The sequence below is a fragment of the Mycobacterium sp. ENV421 genome (assembly GCF_002887815.1).
Taxonomy (GTDB): domain Bacteria; phylum Actinomycetota; class Actinomycetes; order Mycobacteriales; family Mycobacteriaceae; genus Mycobacterium.
The window spans coordinates 80,686-98,788 of sequence record NZ_PDHO01000005.1 but is presented as its reverse complement, the minus strand read 5'-3'; the positions used below and the strand labels follow the sequence as shown (position 1 = coordinate 98,788).

Genomic DNA, 18,103 nt, shown 5'->3' with positions numbered 1-18,103 from the left:
CACGATCATGAGATGACGATCACTTTTCGCGGCGTCACGGCGGTGTTGCTGCCCGGCACGGGAAGCGATGACGACTACGTGTACCGGGCGTTCGCCGGCCCCCTGCACGGCGTCGGCGCGGTGGTCACGACGCCCGCTCCGCAGCCCGCCCGGCTGATCGACGGCTACCTCGAGGCGCTCGACGATGCCGCCCGGAACGGCCCGATCATCGTCGGCGGGGTGTCGATCGGGGCGGCGGTCACGCTGGCCTGGGCGCTGGCCCACCCGGGACACGCGGTATCGGTGCTGGCCGCCCTGCCGGCCTGGAGCGGCGCAGCCCAAGCTGCTCCGGCCGCGCTGTCGGCCCACCACACCGCGCATCAGCTGCGCACCGAGGGCCTGGTCGCCACCACCGCGCAGATGCGCGCGTCCAGCCCGGGTTGGCTGGCCGACGAGCTGGCCCGAAGCTGGCTGGGCCAGTGGCCGGATCTGCCCGACGCGATGGAGGACGCGGCGCGGTATGTCGCCCCGAGCATCGCCGAGATGGGACGGCTGAGTGTGCCGATGGGTGTGGTGGGGGCGACCGACGACCCGATCCATCCGTTGGAGGTGGCACTGGAATGGGTGGCGGCGGCGCCGCGAGCAGCACTGCGGACGGTCAGCCTCGACGACTTCGGACCGAAGCCGGAGCTACTGGGTTCGGCATGTCTGGCGGCATTGACCGACGCCGAGGGCTGATCAGCCCCCGGTGCTGGAGCTGCGCAACTGTTGCATGGCCGAACCGGATGCGCTGCGCCGCTCGGTCGGCGGCTGGGCCTGGCCCTGCTGCTCCTGAATCATGGCCTGCTGCGCGGCCGCCATCTGAGCCTGCTGGGCGGCGGCCTGACGCAATTGCTCGAGCATCGGTTCGGGCAGCTGGACCTGAAGCGGGGTACGGACCGGCAGCGGGGTTTCGCCGCGACGAACAACGGTGTCGCCCAAGGCTTCCCGCGCCTCGGCAACCAGGTTGGCCATGGCCTCCGGAGCGCCGTTGACCACGCAGCGGATCATCCACCGATAGCCGTCGACGCCGATGAATCGCACCACGCCGGCGCCGGTGCCGACCACCTCGCGGCCCCAGGGACCGTCCTCGATGGAGACCTGTGCATTGTCCTTGCGCAACGAGTCGGCCAGCTCACCGGCCACCTCACGCCACAGCCCGGGCGACTTCGGCGCCGCGTAGGCGGCGATCGTGAACCGGCCGTGCGGCGTGACCACCCAGACTGCGCTGGGAACGCCCACCTCGTTCAACTCGACCTGGATCTGACCGGCGGCCGGCATCGGCACCAGCACGGAACCGAGGTCCAGGCGGGCTTCGGCGGCGTCGGCCGGGTTGTCGAAGTCCTCGATGTCGAACGGGCCGCCGTCAGACCCGTCATCAACGTCGTCGTCGACAGCGGGGTCCTGGACCACCGCGTCCTGCGCCGTCTCGTCCGCGCCGCTGTCTGATTCGTTCTTACGTCTGCCGAATGCCATCACAAACTCGCATGTCCGCCGGAGGATCCGTGGCCGCCTTCGCCACGGGTGGTGTCAGCCAGTCCGGCCTCGTCGAACGAGGCCACCTCGACCAGCTCTGGAAGTTCGACCCGTTGGACCAGCAATTGGGCGATGCGGTCGCCACGCCGGATCCTGATCGGCGTCGCGGGGTCGAGGTTGATCAACGAGATCTTGACTTCGCCGCGATAACCGGCGTCGATGGTGCCGGGGCTGTTGACGATCGAAAGGCCAACGCGCGCAGCCAAACCGGAGCGCGGGTGGACCAGTCCGACCATGCCGTGCGGAATCGCCACGGCGATGCCGGTGGGTACCAGCGCGCGCTCACCGGGCGCCAGGTCGACGTCTTGCGCGCTGAACAAATCCACGCCCGCGTCGCCGTCGTGGGCGCGGCTGGGCAGTGGGAGATCGCGGTCAAGGCGAACCACCGCGAGAGGAGTCGGCACGATGGGAAAGACTACCCTTGGCCGCGTGTCTGGTTCGCGTGTGACCTCGCAAACCGTGCGGTACCGCGAGCGGCTTTGGGTGCCGTGGTGGTGGTGGCCGCTCGGTCTGGCCTTGGCGGCACTGATCGCCAAGGAAGTCACCATGGGTGTGCGCACCCTGCCGGTGTGGCTGCCGTATGCGGTGCTCGGCGCCGTCGCGGTGGGCGTGCTGCTGTGGATGAGCCGCACCGAAGTCCGGGTCGTGACCGGCGGCGGCAACGGCGATGACGTCGAATTGTGGGCGGGTCAAGCACATCTTCCGACGTCGGTGGTGTCCCGGTCGGCCGAGATCCCGCGAACGGCGAAGTCGGCGGCGCTGGGCCGTCAGCTCGATCCGGCAGCGTTCGTGCTGCATCGCGGCTGGGTGGGTCCGCTGGTTCTGGTGGTGCTCGACGATCCGGACGATCCGACGCCGTACTGGCTGGTCAGCGCCCGCCACCCGGACCGGGTGCTCTCCGCGCTGCGGAGCTGATGGCCCCGCTGACTACGCGGCGCAGTCGGTGCAGATCATGACGCCGTTCTTGTCGCTGGCCAGCCGGCTGCGGTGATGCACCAGGAAGCAACTCGAGCAGGTGAATTCGTCGGCCTGCTTGGGAACAACGCGTACCGACAGCTCTTCACCCGACAGATCCGCCCCGGGCAGCTCGAAATTCTCCGCGGAATCCGTCTCGTCGACGTCTACTACGGCCGACTGCGCCTCGTTGCGGCGCGCCTTGAGTTCCTCCAGCGAATCCTCGGACACCTCGTCGGTCTCGGTGCGCCGCGGGGCGTCGTAGTCGGTAGCCATCTCTTGTCCCCTCGTAACCTCAGCATGGCTTTGTATCAGCGTGGAACGGATCCGCCAAACGATTCGTGCCCAGATCCCCCTTACGTCGTATGTGATTTACGTCACATGTATTCATTCTGATCGACGGGCGTGTTGGGCCGGGATCCAGCCCGTGCCTCTAGAGTGCATCCGTGGTCGCTCAAATCACGGAGGGCACGGCCTTCGACAAGCACGGTCGCCCGTTCCGTCGACGCAACTACCTGCCCGGACTCATCGCCCTGGGCGTGATGTTCGTGATCACCGCGATCGTGTGGGGATTCGTGCTGACCCGCCCGGTCGACGTGCGGGAGGCGGCCGCCTGCAACCCGCCGCCACCGGCCGCCGATCCCGGCGCCCCCACCCTCGGCCAACAGGTGTCGCACTCGTCGATGATCGACGTCGCACCGGCCAAGCTCGTCGACACCAAAATCCGGGTGCTCAACGCCAGCGGCCAGGGCGGCCAGGCCGGCGAGATCGCCGGCGCGCTGCGTGACCTCGGCTTCGCCCAGCCCACCGCGGCCAACGACCCCATCTACACCAGCACCCGGCTGACCTGTCAGGGCCAGATCCGCTTCGGCGCCGGCGGCCGGGCCGGTGCGGCCGCGGTCTGGCTGGTGGCACCGTGCGTCGAGCTGTTCCAGGACGACCGCAAGGACGACTCGGTGGACCTGGCCATCGGCACCGACTTCACCACGCTGGCGCACAGCGACGACATCGACGCCGTCCTGGCCGGTCTGCGCCCGGACGCCACCGAGCCGGCCGATTCGACGTTGCTGACCAAGATCCACAACGGCACCTGCTGACTAGGCCAGCGGCCGCAGACCGCCGAAACCCGCCAGGGCGTCGGTGAGCGCAGCCGCGATCCCCGGCGCCGCCGCCACCAGCAGCGCGCCGTCCTCGTCGAGTCGCGGCAGCGCCACCACCGCGCCCGCCTCGGCGGCGATCAGCGCGCCCGCGGCCCAGTCCCACACATGCAGTCCGTGCTCGTAGTGGGCGTCGAGACGGCCCGCGGCGACCATGCACAGATCCAGCGAGGCCGAGCCGATCCGGCGGACGTCACGCACCAGCGGCAGCAACCCCGCCAGTAACGCGGACTGCTCGGCGCGCCGCTGCGGGGCATAGCCGAACCCGGTGCCCACCAACGCCATCGACAGCTCGGTCACCGGGGCGGCCCGCAGCTCGCGGCGCTGCCCGCCGCGGGACACATGGGCGCCGCGCCCGGCGGCCGCCGAGTAGACCTCACCGCTGACCACGTCGGCCACCGCGCCCGCGACCGACACGCCGTCGATCTGGGCGGCGACCGAGATCCCGTATGCCGGAATGCCGTACATGAAGTTCACCGTGCCGTCGATCGGGTCGAGCACCCAGCAGACCGCACCGTCCGCTCCGGCCGCCGGGCCGCCGCCCTCTTCCCCGAGAATCACATCGCCGGGACGCAGCGCGCTGAGCCGATCACGCAGCAGGAGTTCGGTTTCGGTGTCCACAATGGTCACCGGATCGGTCGGCGTGCTCTTCGTCTGAACTACCTCGGCCTGAATCGCATTCGCGGCCTCAGCCCGCTCGTCGCCGAAGACTTCCGCTCGCCGGCGACGGACGAACGCGGCGGCTTCGGCGGCCAGCTGCTCGGCCAGTGCCCGTAACTCTTCTCCGCCGTTGTCGCTCACCCGACCATCGCAGCACAGACCTCCCGACACCGAACACAAAGGGGCGCGCAGCCACTAGTGTGTGCATCGCGCAGACCGCCCGCGTCGCCGAGGAGCAGCCCATGCCCGAGACCGAATCCCCCACCACCCCCGGACAGAACCGCGGCTTCGGCGTCGACGTCGGCGGCAGCGGGGTCAAGGGCGGCATCGTCGATCTCGACACCGGCAAACTGATCGGCGACCGCTACAAGTTGGCGACCCCGCAGCCCTCCACCCCCGAAGCGGTCGCCGCGACGGTCGCCGAGGTGGTCAAGCACTTCGACTGGACCGGCCCGCTGGGCGTCACCTACCCCGGCGTCGTCGTCAACGGCGTCGTGCAGACCGCGGCCAACGTCGACAAGGGCTGGATCGGCACCAACGCCTCCGAGGTCATCGGCGCGGCCCTGGGCGGTCAGCGCGTGGTGGTGCTCAACGACGCCGACGCGGCGGGCATCGCCGAGCAACACCACGGCGCCGGACGCAACCGGGACGGCGTGATCATCGTGCTGACCTTCGGCACCGGGATCGGATCCGCGGTGATCCACGGCGGCCAGCTGCTGCCTAACACCGAGTTCGGTCATCTCGAGGTCGACGGCAAGGAGGCCGAACACCGAGCGGCGTCCTCGGTCAAGGAACGCAAGGACTGGAGCTACGAACGGTGGAGCGAGGAAGTCACGAAAGTGCTGGTCAGCATCGAGAACGCGCTGTGGCCTGAGCTGTTCATCGCCGGCGGCGGCATCAGCCGGAAGGCCGACAAATGGATCCCGCTGCTGAAGAACCGGACCCCGGTGGTCGCCGCCGAGTTGCAGAATGAGGCGGGCATCGTCGGGGCCGCGATGGCGGCGCAGGCCGACGTCACACGCTGATTTTTCGTCGCTCGGCGCGGTAGCAGCCCACACTGTCGTTACAATGGTCGATGGCGGCCGCCTACCGGATAGCGGCGAGAATCCACCACGAGATCCACGCCAATAGTCCTCATAGCCGACGCTTTCGGTGGCGCGTCCACGCCCGCCGAGAGCCAGCACGACCGAAAGGGTGTACGTGGCAGCGACGAAGGCAAGCCCGGCAACCGATGAGCCGGTGAAGCGCACCGCCACCAAGACTCCCGCGAAGAAGCCGGCGGCCAACGGTTCCGCGCCGGTCAAGCGTGCCGCCAAGGCCGCTCCCCGCGCGGCCGGAGCCGAACCCGGCGATTCCGAGATCACCGACGGAACGGCCACCCCGAAAAAGGCGCGCGCCACCAAGGCTGCCGCGAAGAAGGCGCCGGCCACCCGCGGCCGGGCCAAGAAGGATGCGTCCCCCGCCGACACCGACGCCGAGGCCGGCGCCGATGAGGAACTCGACGGCGACCTCGATGTCGATCCCGAACTCGACGTAGCCGAGGACGACATCGAACTCGAGGACCTCGAGGACGTCGCCGATTCTGACGACGCGGCCGACGAGGAAGCGACCCCGGCCGCGGCCGCGCCGGCCGCCGAGGGCGAGTCCGGGGACGAAGAAGACATCGCCGAACCGTCGGAGAAGGACAAGGCCTCCGGCGACTTCGTGTGGGACGAAGAAGAGTCCGAGGCACTGCGGCAGGCCCGCAAGGACGCCGAGCTCACCGCCTCGGCCGACTCGGTTCGCGCCTACCTGAAGCAGATCGGCAAGGTCGCGCTGCTCAACGCCGAGGAAGAGGTCGAGCTCGCCAAGCGGATCGAGGCAGGCCTCTACGCCACCCAGTTGATGGCGGAGAAGACCGACAAGGGCGAGAAGCTGCCGGTTCAGCAGCGCCGCGACATGCAGTGGATCTGCCGCGACGGCGACCGCGCGAAAAACCATCTGCTCGAGGCCAACCTGCGTCTGGTGGTGTCGCTGGCCAAGCGCTACACCGGTCGCGGCATGGCCTTCCTGGACCTCATCCAGGAGGGCAACCTGGGTCTGATCCGCGCGGTGGAGAAGTTCGACTACACCAAGGGCTACAAGTTCTCCACCTATGCGACGTGGTGGATCCGTCAGGCCATCACCCGCGCGATGGCCGACCAGGCTCGCACCATCCGTATCCCGGTGCACATGGTCGAGGTCATCAACAAGCTCGGCCGCATCCAGCGTGAGCTGCTCCAGGACCTGGGCCGCGAGCCCACTCCCGAAGAGCTGGCCAAGGAAATGGACATCACGCCCGAGAAGGTGCTGGAGATCCAGCAGTACGCGCGTGAACCCATCTCGCTGGACCAGACCATCGGCGACGAGGGCGACAGCCAGCTCGGCGACTTCATCGAGGACTCCGAGGCCGTCGTGGCCGTCGACGCCGTCTCGTTCACGCTGCTCCAGGATCAGCTGCAGTCGGTGCTCGAGACGCTGTCCGAGCGCGAAGCCGGCGTGGTGCGGCTGCGGTTCGGCCTGACCGACGGCCAGCCGCGCACCCTTGACGAGATCGGGCAGGTGTACGGGGTCACCCGTGAGCGGATCCGCCAGATCGAGTCGAAGACCATGAGCAAGCTGCGGCACCCGAGCCGTTCTCAGGTGCTGCGCGACTACCTCGACTGAGGGCCGAACCAATTCCGTTGCGCCGCGGCCGTTTTCAGCTGGCAGCTCGCGCTGCCGGGGGCGTACTGCTGACCCTGGCCGCCGCATGCTCGCACGGTCCCGCGCCGCACGCCACGGTCACCCCGCAAGCGGTTCCCACCTACGCACCCGCGACGCCGGCCGGGCCACCGACACCCGATCTTCCCGCGGTGTCGGCGATCATGACCGAGGCCGTCGCGGCGAACCGCCTGCCTGGTGCGGTGGTCACGGTCGGGCACGCGGGCACGGTCGTCTTCCGCAGGGCCTACGGGGTGCGCAAGCTGGCCGGTGAGCGGGGTCTGGAGGGATCACCCGCGCCCGCCGAACCGATGACCGAGGACACCACCTTCGATCTCGCGTCCCTGACGAAGCCGCTGGCCACCGCGACGGCCGTCATGCAGCTTTACGAGCAGGGCCGGCTGGCACTCGACGACCCGATTCAGAAGTATCTGCCTGAGTTCAACACCGGTAACGATCCCAAGCGCGCCGCCGTCACGGTGCGGATGCTGCTCACCCACACCTCAGGTGAAACCGGTGACGTCGAGCTCAAGGACCCGTGGGGTTTGGATTCCCCCGATCGCGCCGAGGGTTTCCGTCGCGCACTGACCACACCGCTGGAATCGCCTCCCGGAGAGGGGTTTCGCTACTCCGACATCAACTTCATCCTGCTCGGCGCGCTGATCGAGCGGCTCACCGGCGAGCCCGAGGACGACTACGTTCACCAGAATGTGTTCGCCCCACTGGGGATGGCCGACACCCGTTACCTACCGCTGGCGAAAGTGTGCGGGCACCATACGATCACGGGCGCCGCAGTCCGCTGGTCGCCCACGGAAGCAACGGAATGTTCCGCAGGCCAATGGAATACGGATCTGCTCCCCCGTATCGCACCGACGGCGTGGGATGAGGACAACCCCGGCGAGCCGAACCGCAACCCGGATTTCGGCCACCTGCTGCGCGGCACTGTGCACGATACGACCGCGCGACGAATGGGCGGGGTGGCCGGACATGCCGGCCTGTTCTCCACAGCCTCCGATGTCAGCGTCTTCGCACAGGCACTACTCGACCGGCTAGCCGGCAAGCCCAGCGCTTTTCCGCTCACGCAGGCGACCCTCGAGCTGATGACCTCCCCGCAGCAGCCGGGACATAACTCGGGACAACTGGACGCGGCCAACGCGGCGCTGAATGGGAACCCGGGCGATCTCGGGCGGTATCCGGCGATCCCCGGGCAGAACCTTCGCGGTCTCGGCTGGGACATCGACACGGGCCAATCTTCCACACGCGGTGCGGTGTTCCCGATCGGCAGCTTCGGCCACACCGGCTTCACCGGGACGTCCCTGTGGCTGGACCCACGATCGGACACCTACGTGGTGCTGTTGTCCAACGCGGTTCACACCCGCGGCAGTTCTCCGATCACGTCGCTGCGCGCTGCCGTGGCCACCGCCGCCGCACGATCACTGCACCTGTACGGCAGCGGCTGAGTAGGTCCCACGACCCGCCGGCCCCGATCGGACCCGCGGTTATTTTCGTTGCCGTCACAAACCATCACCTCAGCGCTGGCCGCCGTGTCATGATCGGCCTGATCGCCACCCGTAATTCAGCTGCGCGAGCAGGTCGCACCCGCTTACCCTGGCGCCGTGTTCAGTAGGGTGAATCTGTCCTCGAAATCGGCCTACGAGCCCGAAGTCGGCTACTCCAGGGCGGTTCGGATCGGCCCGCACGTCGCGGTCTCCGGCACCACCGGCGCGGGCGACGACGTCGTCGTTCAGACTCGAAATGCATTGCAGCGCATAGCAACAGCGCTGGACGATCTCGGCGCCTCGCTGTCCGACGTGATTCGCACCCGGATCTACCTCACCGACATCACAGCCTGGCGCGAGGTCGGCGCGGTGCACGCGGAGTTCTTCGGCGCGATCCGCCCGGCGGCCACCATGGTCGAGGTCGCCGCACTCATCGAGCCCGAGGTGCTGGTGGAGATCGAGGCCGACGCCTACGTCGACGGCTCGAACGGCTGAAACCGGCCATCCGGCCCGGGCAGATACGGCGTGATGTCCATCACGGCCGACGTGGGCAACCGGCCGTACAGGTGCGGGAACCGCATCGACGCGGGATCCGTTGTAACACCGTGTTCCCAACGCAGCGGCGCCTGCAGCTGTCGAGGGTCGATGTGGAGCAGCACCAAATCGGTTCGGCCGGAGTACAACCGGTTGGCCGGCAGGTGGACCTGCTCCGGCGTCGACAGGTGAATGAACCCGGCTTCGCTCAGCGACGCGGGGCAAAGTTCGCCACTGGCCCGCGCGGTTTCCCAGTCTCGCTGTCCGCACAGGTGGAGTAAGAATTCCGGATTCGGGTACATACGACCACACTGCACCACCCGCAACACGAGAAGGCGTGAGACACGACACAGCGTTAAACCACCGGGGAACAAGGCCGGAACACAAAACGTCTGAGACAGTAGAGATACGTGACGGTGGCGACCAGTCACCGAAGCGCTGAGCACCTTACGGAGGAGCCCATGAACGCGACCCTGACCAGTCCTGAATTGACCAAGGCTGATCGCTGCGACCGCTGTGGTGCGGCGGCCCGGGTGCGCGCCAAGCTTCCCTCCGGTGCCGAACTCCTGTTCTGCCAGCATCACGCCAACGAGCACCAGGCCAAGTTGATCGAGTTGGCCGCGGTGATCGAAGTCAGCCCGTCGGAGGCGTAACAACTACTCGCGGCCGCGTCGCTGGGCAGGATCGCCGTCGTCAGGAATGCTGGACTGGTCATGACTGACCAACCGGCCAAGCCGTCTCGTCATCACGTGTGGCGGATCTCGAAACGCACGTTGTCCAAGAGCTGGGACGACTCGATTTTCTCCGAGGCGGCCCAGGCCGGTTTCTGGTCTGTGCTGTCGTTGCCGCCGCTGCTACTCGGGATTCTCGGGAGCCTGGCGTACATCGCGCCGATGTTCGGACCGGATACCCTGCCGACCATCGAGAACCAGCTGATCAACTTCGCGAACAGCTTCTTCTCGAAGAACGTTGTCAACGAGATCATCCAGCCGACGGTCCGCGACATCGTGGCGGGCGCACGCGGCGAGGTGGTGTCATTCGGTTTCGTCATCAGCCTGTGGGCCGGTTCGTCGGCCATCTCGGCGTTCGTCGACTCGGTGGTGGAAGCTCACGACCAGACGCCGCTGCGACATCCGGTGCGGCAACGGTTCTTCGCGCTCGGGCTCTACGTGGTGATGCTGGTGTTCGTCATCGCCAGCGCACCGTTCGTGGCGCTCGGCCCCCGCAAGATCTCGTCGTATCTACCGGACAGCTGGGACAACATCTTGCACTACGGCTACTACCCCGCGCTGGCGGTGACCTTGGTGCTGGCGGTGACGATCCTCTACCGGGTGTCGCTGCCCAAACCGCTACCCACCCATCGCCTGGTGTGGGGTGCGATCCTGGCCGCCGCGGTGTTCGCGGTCGCGGCGATGGGCCTGCGGTTCTACCTGACCTGGATCACCAGCACCGGCTATACATATGGCGCGCTGGCGACCCCGATCGCGTTCCTGCTGTTCGCGTTCTTCCTCGGCTTCGCCATCATGATCGGCGCCGAACTCAACGCCGCCATCGAAGAGGAATTTCCCGCCCCCAAGCCGCACGCCGAACAGGTGCGAACGTGGTTGAGACGCATGGCGAAGTCGATGGGTGACAACGGCAATAAGCAAGACGACGCCGACGAAGAGCCGGCGCCCGCGGACACGGACACGGACACGGACACGGACACGGACACGGACACGACCGAAGCCGCCCCGGTCAGCCCTTCTTGAGGTTCTCGTAGACCCGCTTGCAGTCCGGGCACACCGGCGAACCCGGCTTGGCCGCGCGGGTCACCGGGAACACTTCGCCGCACAGTGCGACGACGTGGGTGCCCATCACGGCACTCTCGGCGATCTTGTCCTTCTTGACGTAATGGAAGACCTTGGGGGCATCGTCGTCGGTCCCGTCGTCGACACGTTCGTCGGCGTCGGTGCGCTCGATTGTCTGGGTCTGCATACAGACATTGTGCCCGGTAAGACAGCCGTAAGAAACCGGCATGCATATCGATCGCGAATTGTGGAACAGTAGAGCTATGAAGCGTGAGCTGGGATTCGACGACGAGGGTCGGCCCGTGCTCATCACGGCCGCGGCGACGCCATACGAAGACCAGCATCGCCAGCGCGTGCGGAAGTATCTGACGATCATGTCATTTCGGATTCCGGCACTGATCCTGGCGGCCGCCGCGTACGGCCTATGGCACAACGGACTGATCTCACTGGCGATCATCGCGGTGTCGTTGCCGCTGCCGTGGATAGCCGTCCTGATCGCCAATGACCGCCCGCCCCGGCGCGCGGAGGAGCCCCGCCGCTTCAACGACACCCCGCAGCGGACCCCGCTGTTCCCGCGGGCCGAGCGGCGCGCGCTCGATGCCGGGATCTCGGCTGCGCAACCGCACCCGGCCGGTGGTCCCGACCGCGGTTCCCACTGACCGCCGACCGGGCCGTTTCTCAGGACATTCTCAGGGCTCGTCGCTATTCCCGCACGTCAGAGGGTGTGAACAGACGCCCTTGCGGGAACTCTTTATTCGGATCGCACGTTGAACGCTTTGACAGTTGCAGCCGATCAGGAGGCCACCATGGCAAATGCCACCACCAGCCGGATTGACAGCGATCTGGACGCCCAGAGTCCAGCCGCCGACTTGGTGCGCGTCTATCTGAACGGCATCGGCAAAACCGCCCTGCTCACCGCAGAGGACGAGGTAGAGCTGGCCAAGCGGATCGAGGCCGGGCTGTTCGCCCAGCACCTGCTGGCGACCAAGAAGCGACTCAGCGAGAACCGTAAGCGTGATCTCGCCATCATCGTGCGCGACGGGCAGGCCGCCCGCAGTCATCTGCTCGAGGCCAACCTGCGGCTGGTGGTGTCGCTGGCCAAGCGCTACACCGGTCGCGGCATGCCGCTGCTGGACCTCATCCAGGAGGGCAACCTGGGGCTGATTCGCGCGATGGAGAAGTTCGACTACACCAAGGGTTTCAAGTTCTCGACGTATGCCACGTGGTGGATCCGTCAGGCCATCACCCGCGGCATGGCCGACCAGAGCCGCACCATCCGGCTGCCCGTCCACCTGGTGGAGCAGGTGAACAAGCTGGCCCGCATCAAGCGTGAGATGCACCAGAGCCTGGGCCGGGAGGCCAGCGACGAGGAGCTGGCGGAGGAGTCCGGTATTCCGGTCGAGAAGATCAACGATCTGCTCGAGCACAGCCGCGACCCGGTGAGCCTCGACATGCCGGTCGGCAGCGACGAGGAGGCCCCGCTCGGCGACTTCATCGAGGACTCCGAGGCCATGTCCGCCGAGAACGCGGTGATCGCCGAATTGCTGCACACCGACATCCGCCACGTGCTGGCCACCTTGGACGAGCGGGAGCAGCAGGTGATCCGGCTGCGGTTCGGCCTCGACGACGGCCAGCCCCGCACCCTCGACCAGATCGGCAAGCTGTTCGGCCTGTCCCGCGAGCGGGTCCGCCAGATCGAGCGTGAGGTCATGTCGAAGCTGCGCAACGGCGACCGGGCCGACCGGCTGCGGTCCTACGCCAGCTGAGTAAGCAACCCCCTCCAGTGTGCCCGTCGGCGAAGCCGGCGGGCACACTGCTGTGGCCGGAGGTGTTGCACGTCCATTTACGCAGCTAGCCAAGTAGACTCGGGGCAGACGAAGGGTGTCCTTAATGAACGATCTGGTCGATACCACTGAGATGTATCTGCGCACGATCTACGACCTCGAAGAGGAGGGCGTGATCCCCCTGCGCGCACGCATTGCCGAGCGGCTCGAGCAGAGTGGCCCGACGGTCAGCCAGACCGTGGCCCGGATGGAACGCGACGGCCTGCTGCATGTGGCCGGCGACCGGCACCTTGAACTGACCGAAAAGGGACGCGAATTGGCCGTCTCGGTGATGCGCAAGCATCGCCTCGCCGAGCGCCTGCTGGTGGACGTCATCGGGTTGCCGTGGGAGGAAGTGCACGCCGAAGCCTGCCGCTGGGAACACGTGATGAGCGAGGACGTCGAGCGCCGGCTGGTGCAGGTCCTCGATGACCCGACGGTGTCCCCGTTCGGCAACCCGATTCCCGGTCTGTCGCTGCTGGGCCTGGACATGAGCAAGTTCGAGGACGCCAACCTGGTGCGCCTGACCGAGCTGCCGGCCGGCTCCCCCGTCGCCGTGGTGGTCCGTCAGCTCTCCGAACACGTGCAGGGTGACGTCGAGCTGATCGGTCAGCTCAAGGGCGCCGGTGTGGTACCCAATGCCCGTGTGCAGGTGGAGAGCGGCCCGCACGGCGGTGTGACGATCCTGATCGGCGGCCACGAGAACGTGCACCTGCCGCACGAGATGGCCCACGCGGTCAAGGTCGAGAAGGTCTAAGCCGCTCTACACCGCGCGGCGGCCGAACGCTCGCCGCGGCGGAAGCCGCACCCCCAACCGCTTGGCCAGCCGGTACCCCGCACCGGCCAGCTCCCGGATCTGCTCGGGCCGCATTCCCGACTGCAGCGCGGTGTCGAGCATGCTCGCCATCCGGTGCTCAGGATCGCTGCGCAGCGCCGCCTCCAGCGATAGCCCGGCCAACGGCCCGTCGCCGCGCGTGTACGCCGAAAAAGCCAGCAGCACAAGCGCTTCGGTTCGCCACGGGTCGGGAAGGGTCCGCGCCAGCACCGTCCACAGCGCCTCGGCGTTGCCGGCCACTGCACCGACTGCGAGCGCGTACAACGTGTCGCGGACCGAGACGTCGGTCAGTGCGCACGCGAGCATCGCGAGTTCGGCTTCCTCGAGGTCCGCACCGTCACTGACCCTGGCGGCGATCGCCATTACCGACTCGACATCGCGGCGCCCGCACCCGTCCGGATCGGCCCGCCAGTCGGCCTCCCGCGCCTCGGCGTGCGCGGCGATCGCCGGCACCAGCGACGCGGCCCGACTGGCGTCGGCGACCGCGACCACCGCCTGCAGATCGGACCGGCGTGGATACAGTCGCCGCCCCTCGAGCACGGCGGCCGCGGCGAGCGGGGAGGCCATCGGATCCTCCACCGCGCCGAACGCGCCACAGCCGTCGACACAGTGCCACCGGCCGCCGGCCTCGATCCGGTCGACCACATGGGTGGCGTAGACGGTCACGTCGTGGGCGGACAGCGCCGCGTCCAACTCGTCGCACATGTCGCGGTAGTCCTGGTTGCACATCGGGCAGGGGGCGCCGTCGGCGTCGACGATCACGGCCACCACCGTGTCCGCGCCCGAGGCGGCGGCGACTTCTGCCAGGTGGGTGAGGCCCCCGTCCATCGCGTTCGACAAGTCGATGCGCATGACCGCTCCCATTTCGCGGTCCTCCAGGGACACCAGCACCAGTGATTTCTCCGGGACGAAGCCGAGAACAGCGGGCAGCGCGGCGATCAGGGCGCCAGGACGGGTGAAGCGATAGTCAGGCTCGTGTGTGGTCATGGCCCGACAGTCGCAACCGGCGCCGACCAAATCGGTCCGCCGAGCACCGACACGCACGCGGCTGGGGATGAACTCGGAACTGGGGATAGCCGCCGGCAAGCGGCGCCACATTGTTCATGTCGTATTGACACGGTCGGCATGCGAGATTCGGCAAACCGGCGTACATCTTGTCCTCATGAGTGTGGAATACGACCTCGTCGTCATCGGCTCGGGGCCCGGCGGTCAGAAAGCAGCCATCGCGGCAGCCAAGCTGGGCAAGTCGGTGGCCGTCATCGAACGCGGGCAGATGCTCGGCGGTGTCTGTGTTCAGACCGGCACCATCCCGTCGAAGACGCTGCGCGAGGCGGTGCTCTACCTGACCGGCATGAGCCAGCGCGAACTCTACGGCGCCAGCTACCGGGTCAAGGACAAGATCACTCCCGCCGACCTGCTCGCCCGCACCGAACACGTGATCCGCAAAGAGGTGGACGTGGTGCGAAACCAGTTGATGCGCAACGGTATCGAGCTCTACGTGGGGCACGGCCGGTTCATCGATGAGCACACCGTCGAGGTCGAGGACCCCACCCGGGCCGAGCACATCACCGTCAGCGGCCGCTACATCATCATCGCCACCGGCACCAAGCCGGCGCGGCCCGCCGGCGTCGAGTTCGACGAGAACCGGGTGCTGGACTCCGACGGCATCCTCGACCTGAAGACCATCCCGGGCTCGATGGTGGTGGTCGGCGCCGGCGTCATCGGCATCGAGTACGCCTCGATGTTCGCCGCGCTGGGCACCAAGGTCACCGTCGTCGAGAAACGCGACACGATGCTCGACTTCTGCGATCCCGAGATCGTCGAAGCCCTGCGCTTCCACCTTCGCGACCTGGCGGTGACGTTCCGTTTCGGCGAGGAGGTGACCGCTGTCGACGTCGGTTCGGCCGGCACCGTCACCACCTTGGCCAGCGGCAAGCAGATCCCCGCCGAAACCGTCATGTACTCGGCCGGACGGCAGGGCCAGACCGACCACCTGGATCTGGCGAACGCCGGTCTGGAGGCCGACAACCGTGGCCGGATCTTCGTCGACGAGAAGACATTTCAGTCGAAGGTCGACCACATCTACGCCGTCGGCGATGTCATCGGCTTCCCCGCCCTGGCGGCCACCTCGATGGAGCAGGGCCGGCTGGCGGCCTACCACGCGTTCGGCGAGCCGACGGCCGGTATGACCGTGCTGCAGCCGATCGGCATCTACTCGATCCCGGAGGTGTCCTACGTCGGCGCCACCGAGGTGGACCTCACCAAGGCGGCGGTCCCCTACGAGGTCGGGGTGTCCCGCTACCGCGAACTGGCCCGCGGCCAGATCGCCGGCGACTCCTACGGCATGCTCAAGCTGCTGGTGTCGACCGAAGACCTGAAGGTCCTCGGCGTTCACATCTTCGGCACCGCGGCAACAGAATTGGTGCACATCGGCCAGGCCGTGATGGGCTGCGGCGGGACCATCGAGTACCTGGTCGACGCCGTCTTCAACTATCCGACGTTCTCGGAGGCCTACAAGGTGGCCGCGCTCGACGTGATGAACAAGCTGCGCGCGCTGAACCAGTTCCGCCGCTAGGCGCTCAGCACTCGCTGTCGAACGACGCCGGCGCGTCGTCGCCCGGTCCCCCCGCTTCGGCGCGCGCCAGCAGCGCTGCCGTCGCCGCGTCGAACGGTGCCGAGTACGAGACGTTGTCCTGGCAGCCGCCGCCGTTGCGCCCGCCGATCACGCCGACCACCGTCGCCCCGGCGATCCACGGGCCGCCGCTGGTTCCGTCGACCAGGCCGTCGCAGCGCAGCGCCGGGTATCCGTCCTCGATGCGGGCGGCGGTGTCGCAGCCCAGCGGGGGCCCGCCGTCGCCCACCGGGTACCCGATCACCGTCACCGGCGCGGACTCGGTGGGCGCCGCGCCGAGGGTGAGTGCGCGGCCCGCAGCGGATTCGACGGTGCCGCCGGCGGCTCTGCTGACCCGCGCGAACGCATAATCCGCCTTGGGGTCCTGAGTGCTCAGCCAGCGGGGGTCGAGGTAGACGGTGTCGACGGTCCAGACGTCGCCGGGAGCGGCGCTCTCGTCGAATCCCGGTACGAACGTGGCGGGCAGGCCCGCCGCCAGGCAGTGCGCCGCGGTCAGGATCAGATCCTGGCCTGCGGAATGGACCACTGAGGCGGTGCAGGTGTGGGTGTCGGTGGCGCCGAGGAACAGCGCTCCCACGTCGGGCCGGGCCGCCACCGGCTGGGCATTCGCGGCCGGTACCGCCGCGGCGCGGGACTGCTCGGCAGCCTTCGCCCGCGGCTCGGCGGTCGAATGGCAGCCGGAAACCAGAACCGTGGCCACCACCAGGTTGAGGGCCGCCGCGACCGTCCGCATGGCTCGATCATGCCCGATCTGCGCGTTTTCGACCCGGGTAGACGCCGGGAACGGCGGGCACCCCACCAGCGTTGTGTGACACGAGCGCTATGGTCAGCGCTCACCCGATTCTCTGCCCGATGTCGCCGGCCCCGCGGCTCCTGAGAGACACTGGTTGTCACGGTGCAAGGGGACGACGACGTGCCCGGGCGCCGCGAGGAGGCGGAGACGATGACTGACGAGCAGGCACAGCCCTACCAACCCGAGCCGACCGGCATGTACGAACTGGAGTTTCCGGCGCCACAACTGTCCGCACCCGACGGGCGTGGCCCGGTGATGATTCACGCTCTCGAAGGCTTCTCCGACGCCGGCCGCGCCATTCGGCTGGCCGCCGACCACCTCAAAGCCAAGCTGGACACCGAGTTGGTGGCCTCGTTCGCGATCGACGAACTGTTGGATTACCGCTCTCGCCGGCCGCTGATGACGTTCAAGACCGATCACTTCACCGACTACGACGATCCTGCGCTGAATCTGTACGCCCTGCGCGACAGCCTCGGCACACCGTTCCTGCTGCTCGCCGGGCTGGAGCCGGATCTGAAGTGGGAGCGGTTCGTCACCGCCGTCCGGCTGCTGGCCGAGCAGCTCGGAGTACGCCAGACCATCGGACTGGGCACCATCCCGATGGCCGTGCCGCACACCCGGCCGGTGACGATGACCGCGCACTCCAACAACCGCGAGCTGATCACCGAATTCACCCCGTGGGTCGGCGAGGTGCAGGTCCCGGGCAGTGTGTCCAACCTGCTGGAGTACCGGATGGCCCAGCACGGCCACGAAGTCATCGGCTTCACCGTGCATGTGCCCCACTACCTGGCCCAAACGGATTTTCCGCCCGCTGCCGAGGCGCTGCTGGAGCAGGTCGCCAAGCTGACGTCGCTGCAGGTGCCGTTGCGGGGGCTCACCGATGCCGGCGCGGCCATCCGCACCAAGATCGACGAGCAGGTCGAAGCCTCGGCGGAGGTCGCTCAAGTGGTGACCGCGCTGGAGCGACAGTACGATGCTTTCGTTGCCGCTCAAGAGAACCGGTCGCTGCTGGCACGCGACGAAGAACTCCCCAGCGGCGACGAATTGGGTGCGGAGTTCGAGAAATTCCTGGCCCAGCACGCCGAGGACTTCAAAGACGGTTTCAACGACAGCGGCGAGACCTAGCGGAGTCCACCGCACCGATGACAGGG

At 67.8% G+C, this 18,103-nt stretch carries 22 protein-coding genes; 14 read left to right on the top strand and 8 right to left on the bottom strand.

Going from position 1 to position 18,103, the window contains the following annotated elements; translation table 11 throughout:
- The first annotated feature begins 12 nt into the window (after nucleotides 1–12).
- Nucleotides 13–717, top strand: a complete 705-nt coding sequence (locus CRM90_RS08605) for an alpha/beta fold hydrolase (RefSeq protein WP_102806582.1) — start codon at nucleotides 13–15, stop codon at nucleotides 715–717.
- Here the strand turns inward: CRM90_RS08605 and CRM90_RS08600 are convergent, their stop codons facing one another.
- Entirely contained in the window at nucleotides 718–1,494 is a 777-nt protein-coding gene (locus CRM90_RS08600) for a DUF3710 domain-containing protein (RefSeq protein WP_102806581.1), read from the bottom strand.
- Entirely contained in the window at nucleotides 1,494–1,958 is a 465-nt protein-coding gene (gene dut, locus CRM90_RS08595; protein ID WP_102806580.1) for a dUTP diphosphatase, read from the bottom strand. Before dut ends, CRM90_RS08600 begins: the two co-directional genes overlap by 1 nt.
- Before the next feature lie 25 nt (nucleotides 1,959–1,983).
- Here dut and CRM90_RS08590 point away from each other — a divergent pair, with 25 nt between their 5' ends.
- The gene (locus CRM90_RS08590; protein WP_102806579.1) at nucleotides 1,984–2,469 is read left to right on the top strand and encodes a DUF3093 domain-containing protein; all 486 of its coding nucleotides are present in this window, start codon (nucleotides 1,984–1,986) and stop codon (nucleotides 2,467–2,469) included.
- A gap of 12 nt (nucleotides 2,470–2,481) precedes the next feature.
- On the opposite strand, the gene CRM90_RS08585 is transcribed toward CRM90_RS08590, so the two are convergent.
- Nucleotides 2,482–2,784 (bottom strand): DUF4193 domain-containing protein, encoded by a 303-nt coding sequence (locus CRM90_RS08585; protein ID WP_005145714.1) that lies wholly within the window; start codon nucleotides 2,782–2,784, stop codon nucleotides 2,482–2,484.
- Nucleotides 2,785–2,954: 170 nt separating this feature from the next.
- Between CRM90_RS08585 and cei the strand changes: the two genes are divergently transcribed.
- Nucleotides 2,955–3,605 carry an envelope integrity protein Cei gene (gene cei / locus CRM90_RS08580; RefSeq protein ID WP_102806578.1) on the top strand — a complete coding sequence of 217 codons (651 nt, stop codon included), beginning with the start codon at nucleotides 2,955–2,957 and terminating at the stop codon, nucleotides 3,603–3,605.
- On the opposite strand, the gene CRM90_RS08575 is transcribed toward cei, so the two are convergent.
- Nucleotides 3,606–4,466, bottom strand: coding sequence for an inositol monophosphatase family protein (locus CRM90_RS08575; protein WP_102806577.1), 861 nt, complete (start codon nucleotides 4,464–4,466; stop codon nucleotides 3,606–3,608).
- Between the two features lie 101 nt (nucleotides 4,467–4,567).
- Between CRM90_RS08575 and ppgK the strand changes: the two genes are divergently transcribed.
- From ppgK to CRM90_RS08555, 4 genes are all read left to right on the top strand, one after another.
- Complete coding sequence (ppgK, locus tag CRM90_RS08570; protein WP_102806751.1) at nucleotides 4,568–5,350, top strand: polyphosphate--glucose phosphotransferase; 783 nt, start codon at nucleotides 4,568–4,570, stop codon at nucleotides 5,348–5,350.
- 175 nt (nucleotides 5,351–5,525) lie between these two features.
- Complete coding sequence (locus CRM90_RS08565; protein WP_102806750.1) at nucleotides 5,526–7,010, top strand: RNA polymerase sigma factor; 1,485 nt, start codon at nucleotides 5,526–5,528, stop codon at nucleotides 7,008–7,010.
- 11 nt (nucleotides 7,011–7,021) lie between these two features.
- Nucleotides 7,022–8,506, top strand: a complete 1,485-nt coding sequence (locus CRM90_RS08560) for a serine hydrolase domain-containing protein (protein WP_502693251.1) — start codon at nucleotides 7,022–7,024, stop codon at nucleotides 8,504–8,506.
- 156 nt (nucleotides 8,507–8,662) lie between these two features.
- Entirely contained in the window at nucleotides 8,663–9,040 is a 378-nt protein-coding gene (locus CRM90_RS08555; RefSeq protein ID WP_233209224.1) for a RidA family protein, read from the top strand.
- Here CRM90_RS08555 and CRM90_RS08550 read toward each other — a convergent pair.
- Nucleotides 9,016–9,381: a DUF952 domain-containing protein gene (locus CRM90_RS08550; RefSeq protein ID WP_102806575.1), complete on the bottom strand. Its 366-nt coding sequence runs from the start codon at nucleotides 9,379–9,381 to the stop codon at nucleotides 9,016–9,018. The genes CRM90_RS08555 and CRM90_RS08550 overlap by 25 nt on opposite strands.
- Before the next feature lie 159 nt (nucleotides 9,382–9,540).
- Here CRM90_RS08550 and CRM90_RS08545 point away from each other — a divergent pair, with 159 nt between their 5' ends.
- Nucleotides 9,541–9,732: a DUF7455 domain-containing protein gene (locus tag CRM90_RS08545; RefSeq protein WP_036338582.1), complete on the top strand. Its 192-nt coding sequence runs from the start codon at nucleotides 9,541–9,543 to the stop codon at nucleotides 9,730–9,732.
- Between the two features lie 60 nt (nucleotides 9,733–9,792).
- Nucleotides 9,793–10,830 carry a YihY/virulence factor BrkB family protein gene (locus tag CRM90_RS08540; protein WP_233209223.1) on the top strand — a complete coding sequence of 346 codons (1,038 nt, stop codon included), beginning with the start codon at nucleotides 9,793–9,795 and terminating at the stop codon, nucleotides 10,828–10,830.
- On the opposite strand, the gene CRM90_RS08535 is transcribed toward CRM90_RS08540, so the two are convergent.
- On the bottom strand, nucleotides 10,817–11,056 hold the full coding sequence (locus CRM90_RS08535; protein ID WP_036338588.1) for a DUF3039 domain-containing protein: 240 nt from the start codon (nucleotides 11,054–11,056) through the stop codon (nucleotides 10,817–10,819). The two genes, CRM90_RS08540 and CRM90_RS08535, sit on opposite strands and share 14 nt — an antisense overlap.
- A 76-nt stretch (nucleotides 11,057–11,132) precedes the next feature.
- Between CRM90_RS08535 and CRM90_RS08530 the strand changes: the two genes are divergently transcribed.
- The 3 genes from CRM90_RS08530 (at nucleotide 11,133) to CRM90_RS08520 (ending at nucleotide 13,449) form a co-directional block, all read left to right on the top strand.
- Nucleotides 11,133–11,528, top strand: coding sequence for a DUF3099 domain-containing protein (locus tag CRM90_RS08530; RefSeq protein WP_102806574.1), 396 nt, complete (start codon nucleotides 11,133–11,135; stop codon nucleotides 11,526–11,528).
- A gap of 117 nt (nucleotides 11,529–11,645) precedes the next feature.
- Entirely contained in the window at nucleotides 11,646–12,635 is a 990-nt protein-coding gene (locus CRM90_RS08525) for a sigma-70 family RNA polymerase sigma factor (RefSeq protein WP_286145621.1), read from the top strand.
- 124 nt (nucleotides 12,636–12,759) lie between these two features.
- Complete coding sequence (locus CRM90_RS08520; RefSeq protein WP_036338595.1) at nucleotides 12,760–13,449, top strand: iron-dependent transcriptional repressor DtxR; 690 nt, start codon at nucleotides 12,760–12,762, stop codon at nucleotides 13,447–13,449.
- 6 nt (nucleotides 13,450–13,455) lie between these two features.
- Here the strand turns inward: CRM90_RS08520 and CRM90_RS08515 are convergent, their stop codons facing one another.
- Nucleotides 13,456–14,514, bottom strand: coding sequence for a DUF4192 domain-containing protein (locus CRM90_RS08515; RefSeq protein WP_102806748.1), 1,059 nt, complete (start codon nucleotides 14,512–14,514; stop codon nucleotides 13,456–13,458).
- A 175-nt stretch (nucleotides 14,515–14,689) separates the two neighbouring features.
- On the opposite strand from CRM90_RS08515, the gene sthA reads away from it, so the two are divergent.
- Nucleotides 14,690–16,102 carry a Si-specific NAD(P)(+) transhydrogenase gene (sthA, locus tag CRM90_RS08510; RefSeq protein ID WP_083116975.1) on the top strand — a complete coding sequence of 471 codons (1,413 nt, stop codon included), beginning with the start codon at nucleotides 14,690–14,692 and terminating at the stop codon, nucleotides 16,100–16,102.
- 4 nt (nucleotides 16,103–16,106) lie between these two features.
- On the opposite strand, the gene CRM90_RS08505 is transcribed toward sthA, so the two are convergent.
- Nucleotides 16,107–16,892: a trypsin-like serine peptidase gene (locus CRM90_RS08505; protein ID WP_102806572.1), complete on the bottom strand. Its 786-nt coding sequence runs from the start codon at nucleotides 16,890–16,892 to the stop codon at nucleotides 16,107–16,109.
- A 210-nt stretch (nucleotides 16,893–17,102) separates the two neighbouring features.
- Between CRM90_RS08505 and CRM90_RS08500 the strand changes: the two genes are divergently transcribed.
- A complete protein-coding gene (locus CRM90_RS08500; RefSeq protein WP_102806747.1) occupies nucleotides 17,103–18,077 on the top strand; it encodes a proteasome assembly chaperone family protein in 975 nt (324 codons plus the stop codon).
- Nucleotides 18,078–18,103: the final 26 nt, after the last annotated feature.

Excerpts from the sequence above, each read along its gene's own strand:
- ppgK (WP_102806751.1), top strand. The coding sequence starts at position 4,568 with ATGCCCGAGACCGAATCCCCCACCACCCCCGGACAGAACCGCGGCTTC.
- sthA (WP_083116975.1), top strand. The coding sequence starts at position 14,690 with ATGAGTGTGGAATACGACCTCGTCGTCATCGGCTCGGGGCCCGGCGGT.
- CRM90_RS08545 (WP_036338582.1), top strand. The coding sequence starts at position 9,541 with ATGAACGCGACCCTGACCAGTCCTGAATTGACCAAGGCTGATCGCTGC.
- CRM90_RS08515 (WP_102806748.1), bottom strand. The coding sequence starts at position 14,514 with ATGACCACACACGAGCCTGACTATCGCTTCACCCGTCCTGGCGCCCTG.
- CRM90_RS08520 (WP_036338595.1), top strand. The coding sequence starts at position 12,760 with ATGAACGATCTGGTCGATACCACTGAGATGTATCTGCGCACGATCTAC.
- CRM90_RS08540 (WP_233209223.1), top strand. The coding sequence starts at position 9,793 with ATGACTGACCAACCGGCCAAGCCGTCTCGTCATCACGTGTGGCGGATC.
- CRM90_RS08500 (WP_102806747.1), top strand. The coding sequence starts at position 17,103 with ATGACTGACGAGCAGGCACAGCCCTACCAACCCGAGCCGACCGGCATG.
- CRM90_RS08550 (WP_102806575.1), bottom strand. The coding sequence starts at position 9,381 with ATGTACCCGAATCCGGAATTCTTACTCCACCTGTGCGGACAGCGAGAC.
- CRM90_RS08505 (WP_102806572.1), bottom strand. The coding sequence starts at position 16,892 with ATGCGGACGGTCGCGGCGGCCCTCAACCTGGTGGTGGCCACGGTTCTG.
- CRM90_RS08605 (WP_102806582.1), top strand. The coding sequence starts at position 13 with ATGACGATCACTTTTCGCGGCGTCACGGCGGTGTTGCTGCCCGGCACG.
- CRM90_RS08600 (WP_102806581.1), bottom strand. The coding sequence starts at position 1,494 with ATGGCATTCGGCAGACGTAAGAACGAATCAGACAGCGGCGCGGACGAG.
- CRM90_RS08530 (WP_102806574.1), top strand. The coding sequence starts at position 11,133 with ATGAAGCGTGAGCTGGGATTCGACGACGAGGGTCGGCCCGTGCTCATC.
- CRM90_RS08535 (WP_036338588.1), bottom strand. The coding sequence starts at position 11,056 with ATGCAGACCCAGACAATCGAGCGCACCGACGCCGACGAACGTGTCGAC.
- CRM90_RS08585 (WP_005145714.1), bottom strand. The coding sequence starts at position 2,784 with ATGGCTACCGACTACGACGCCCCGCGGCGCACCGAGACCGACGAGGTG.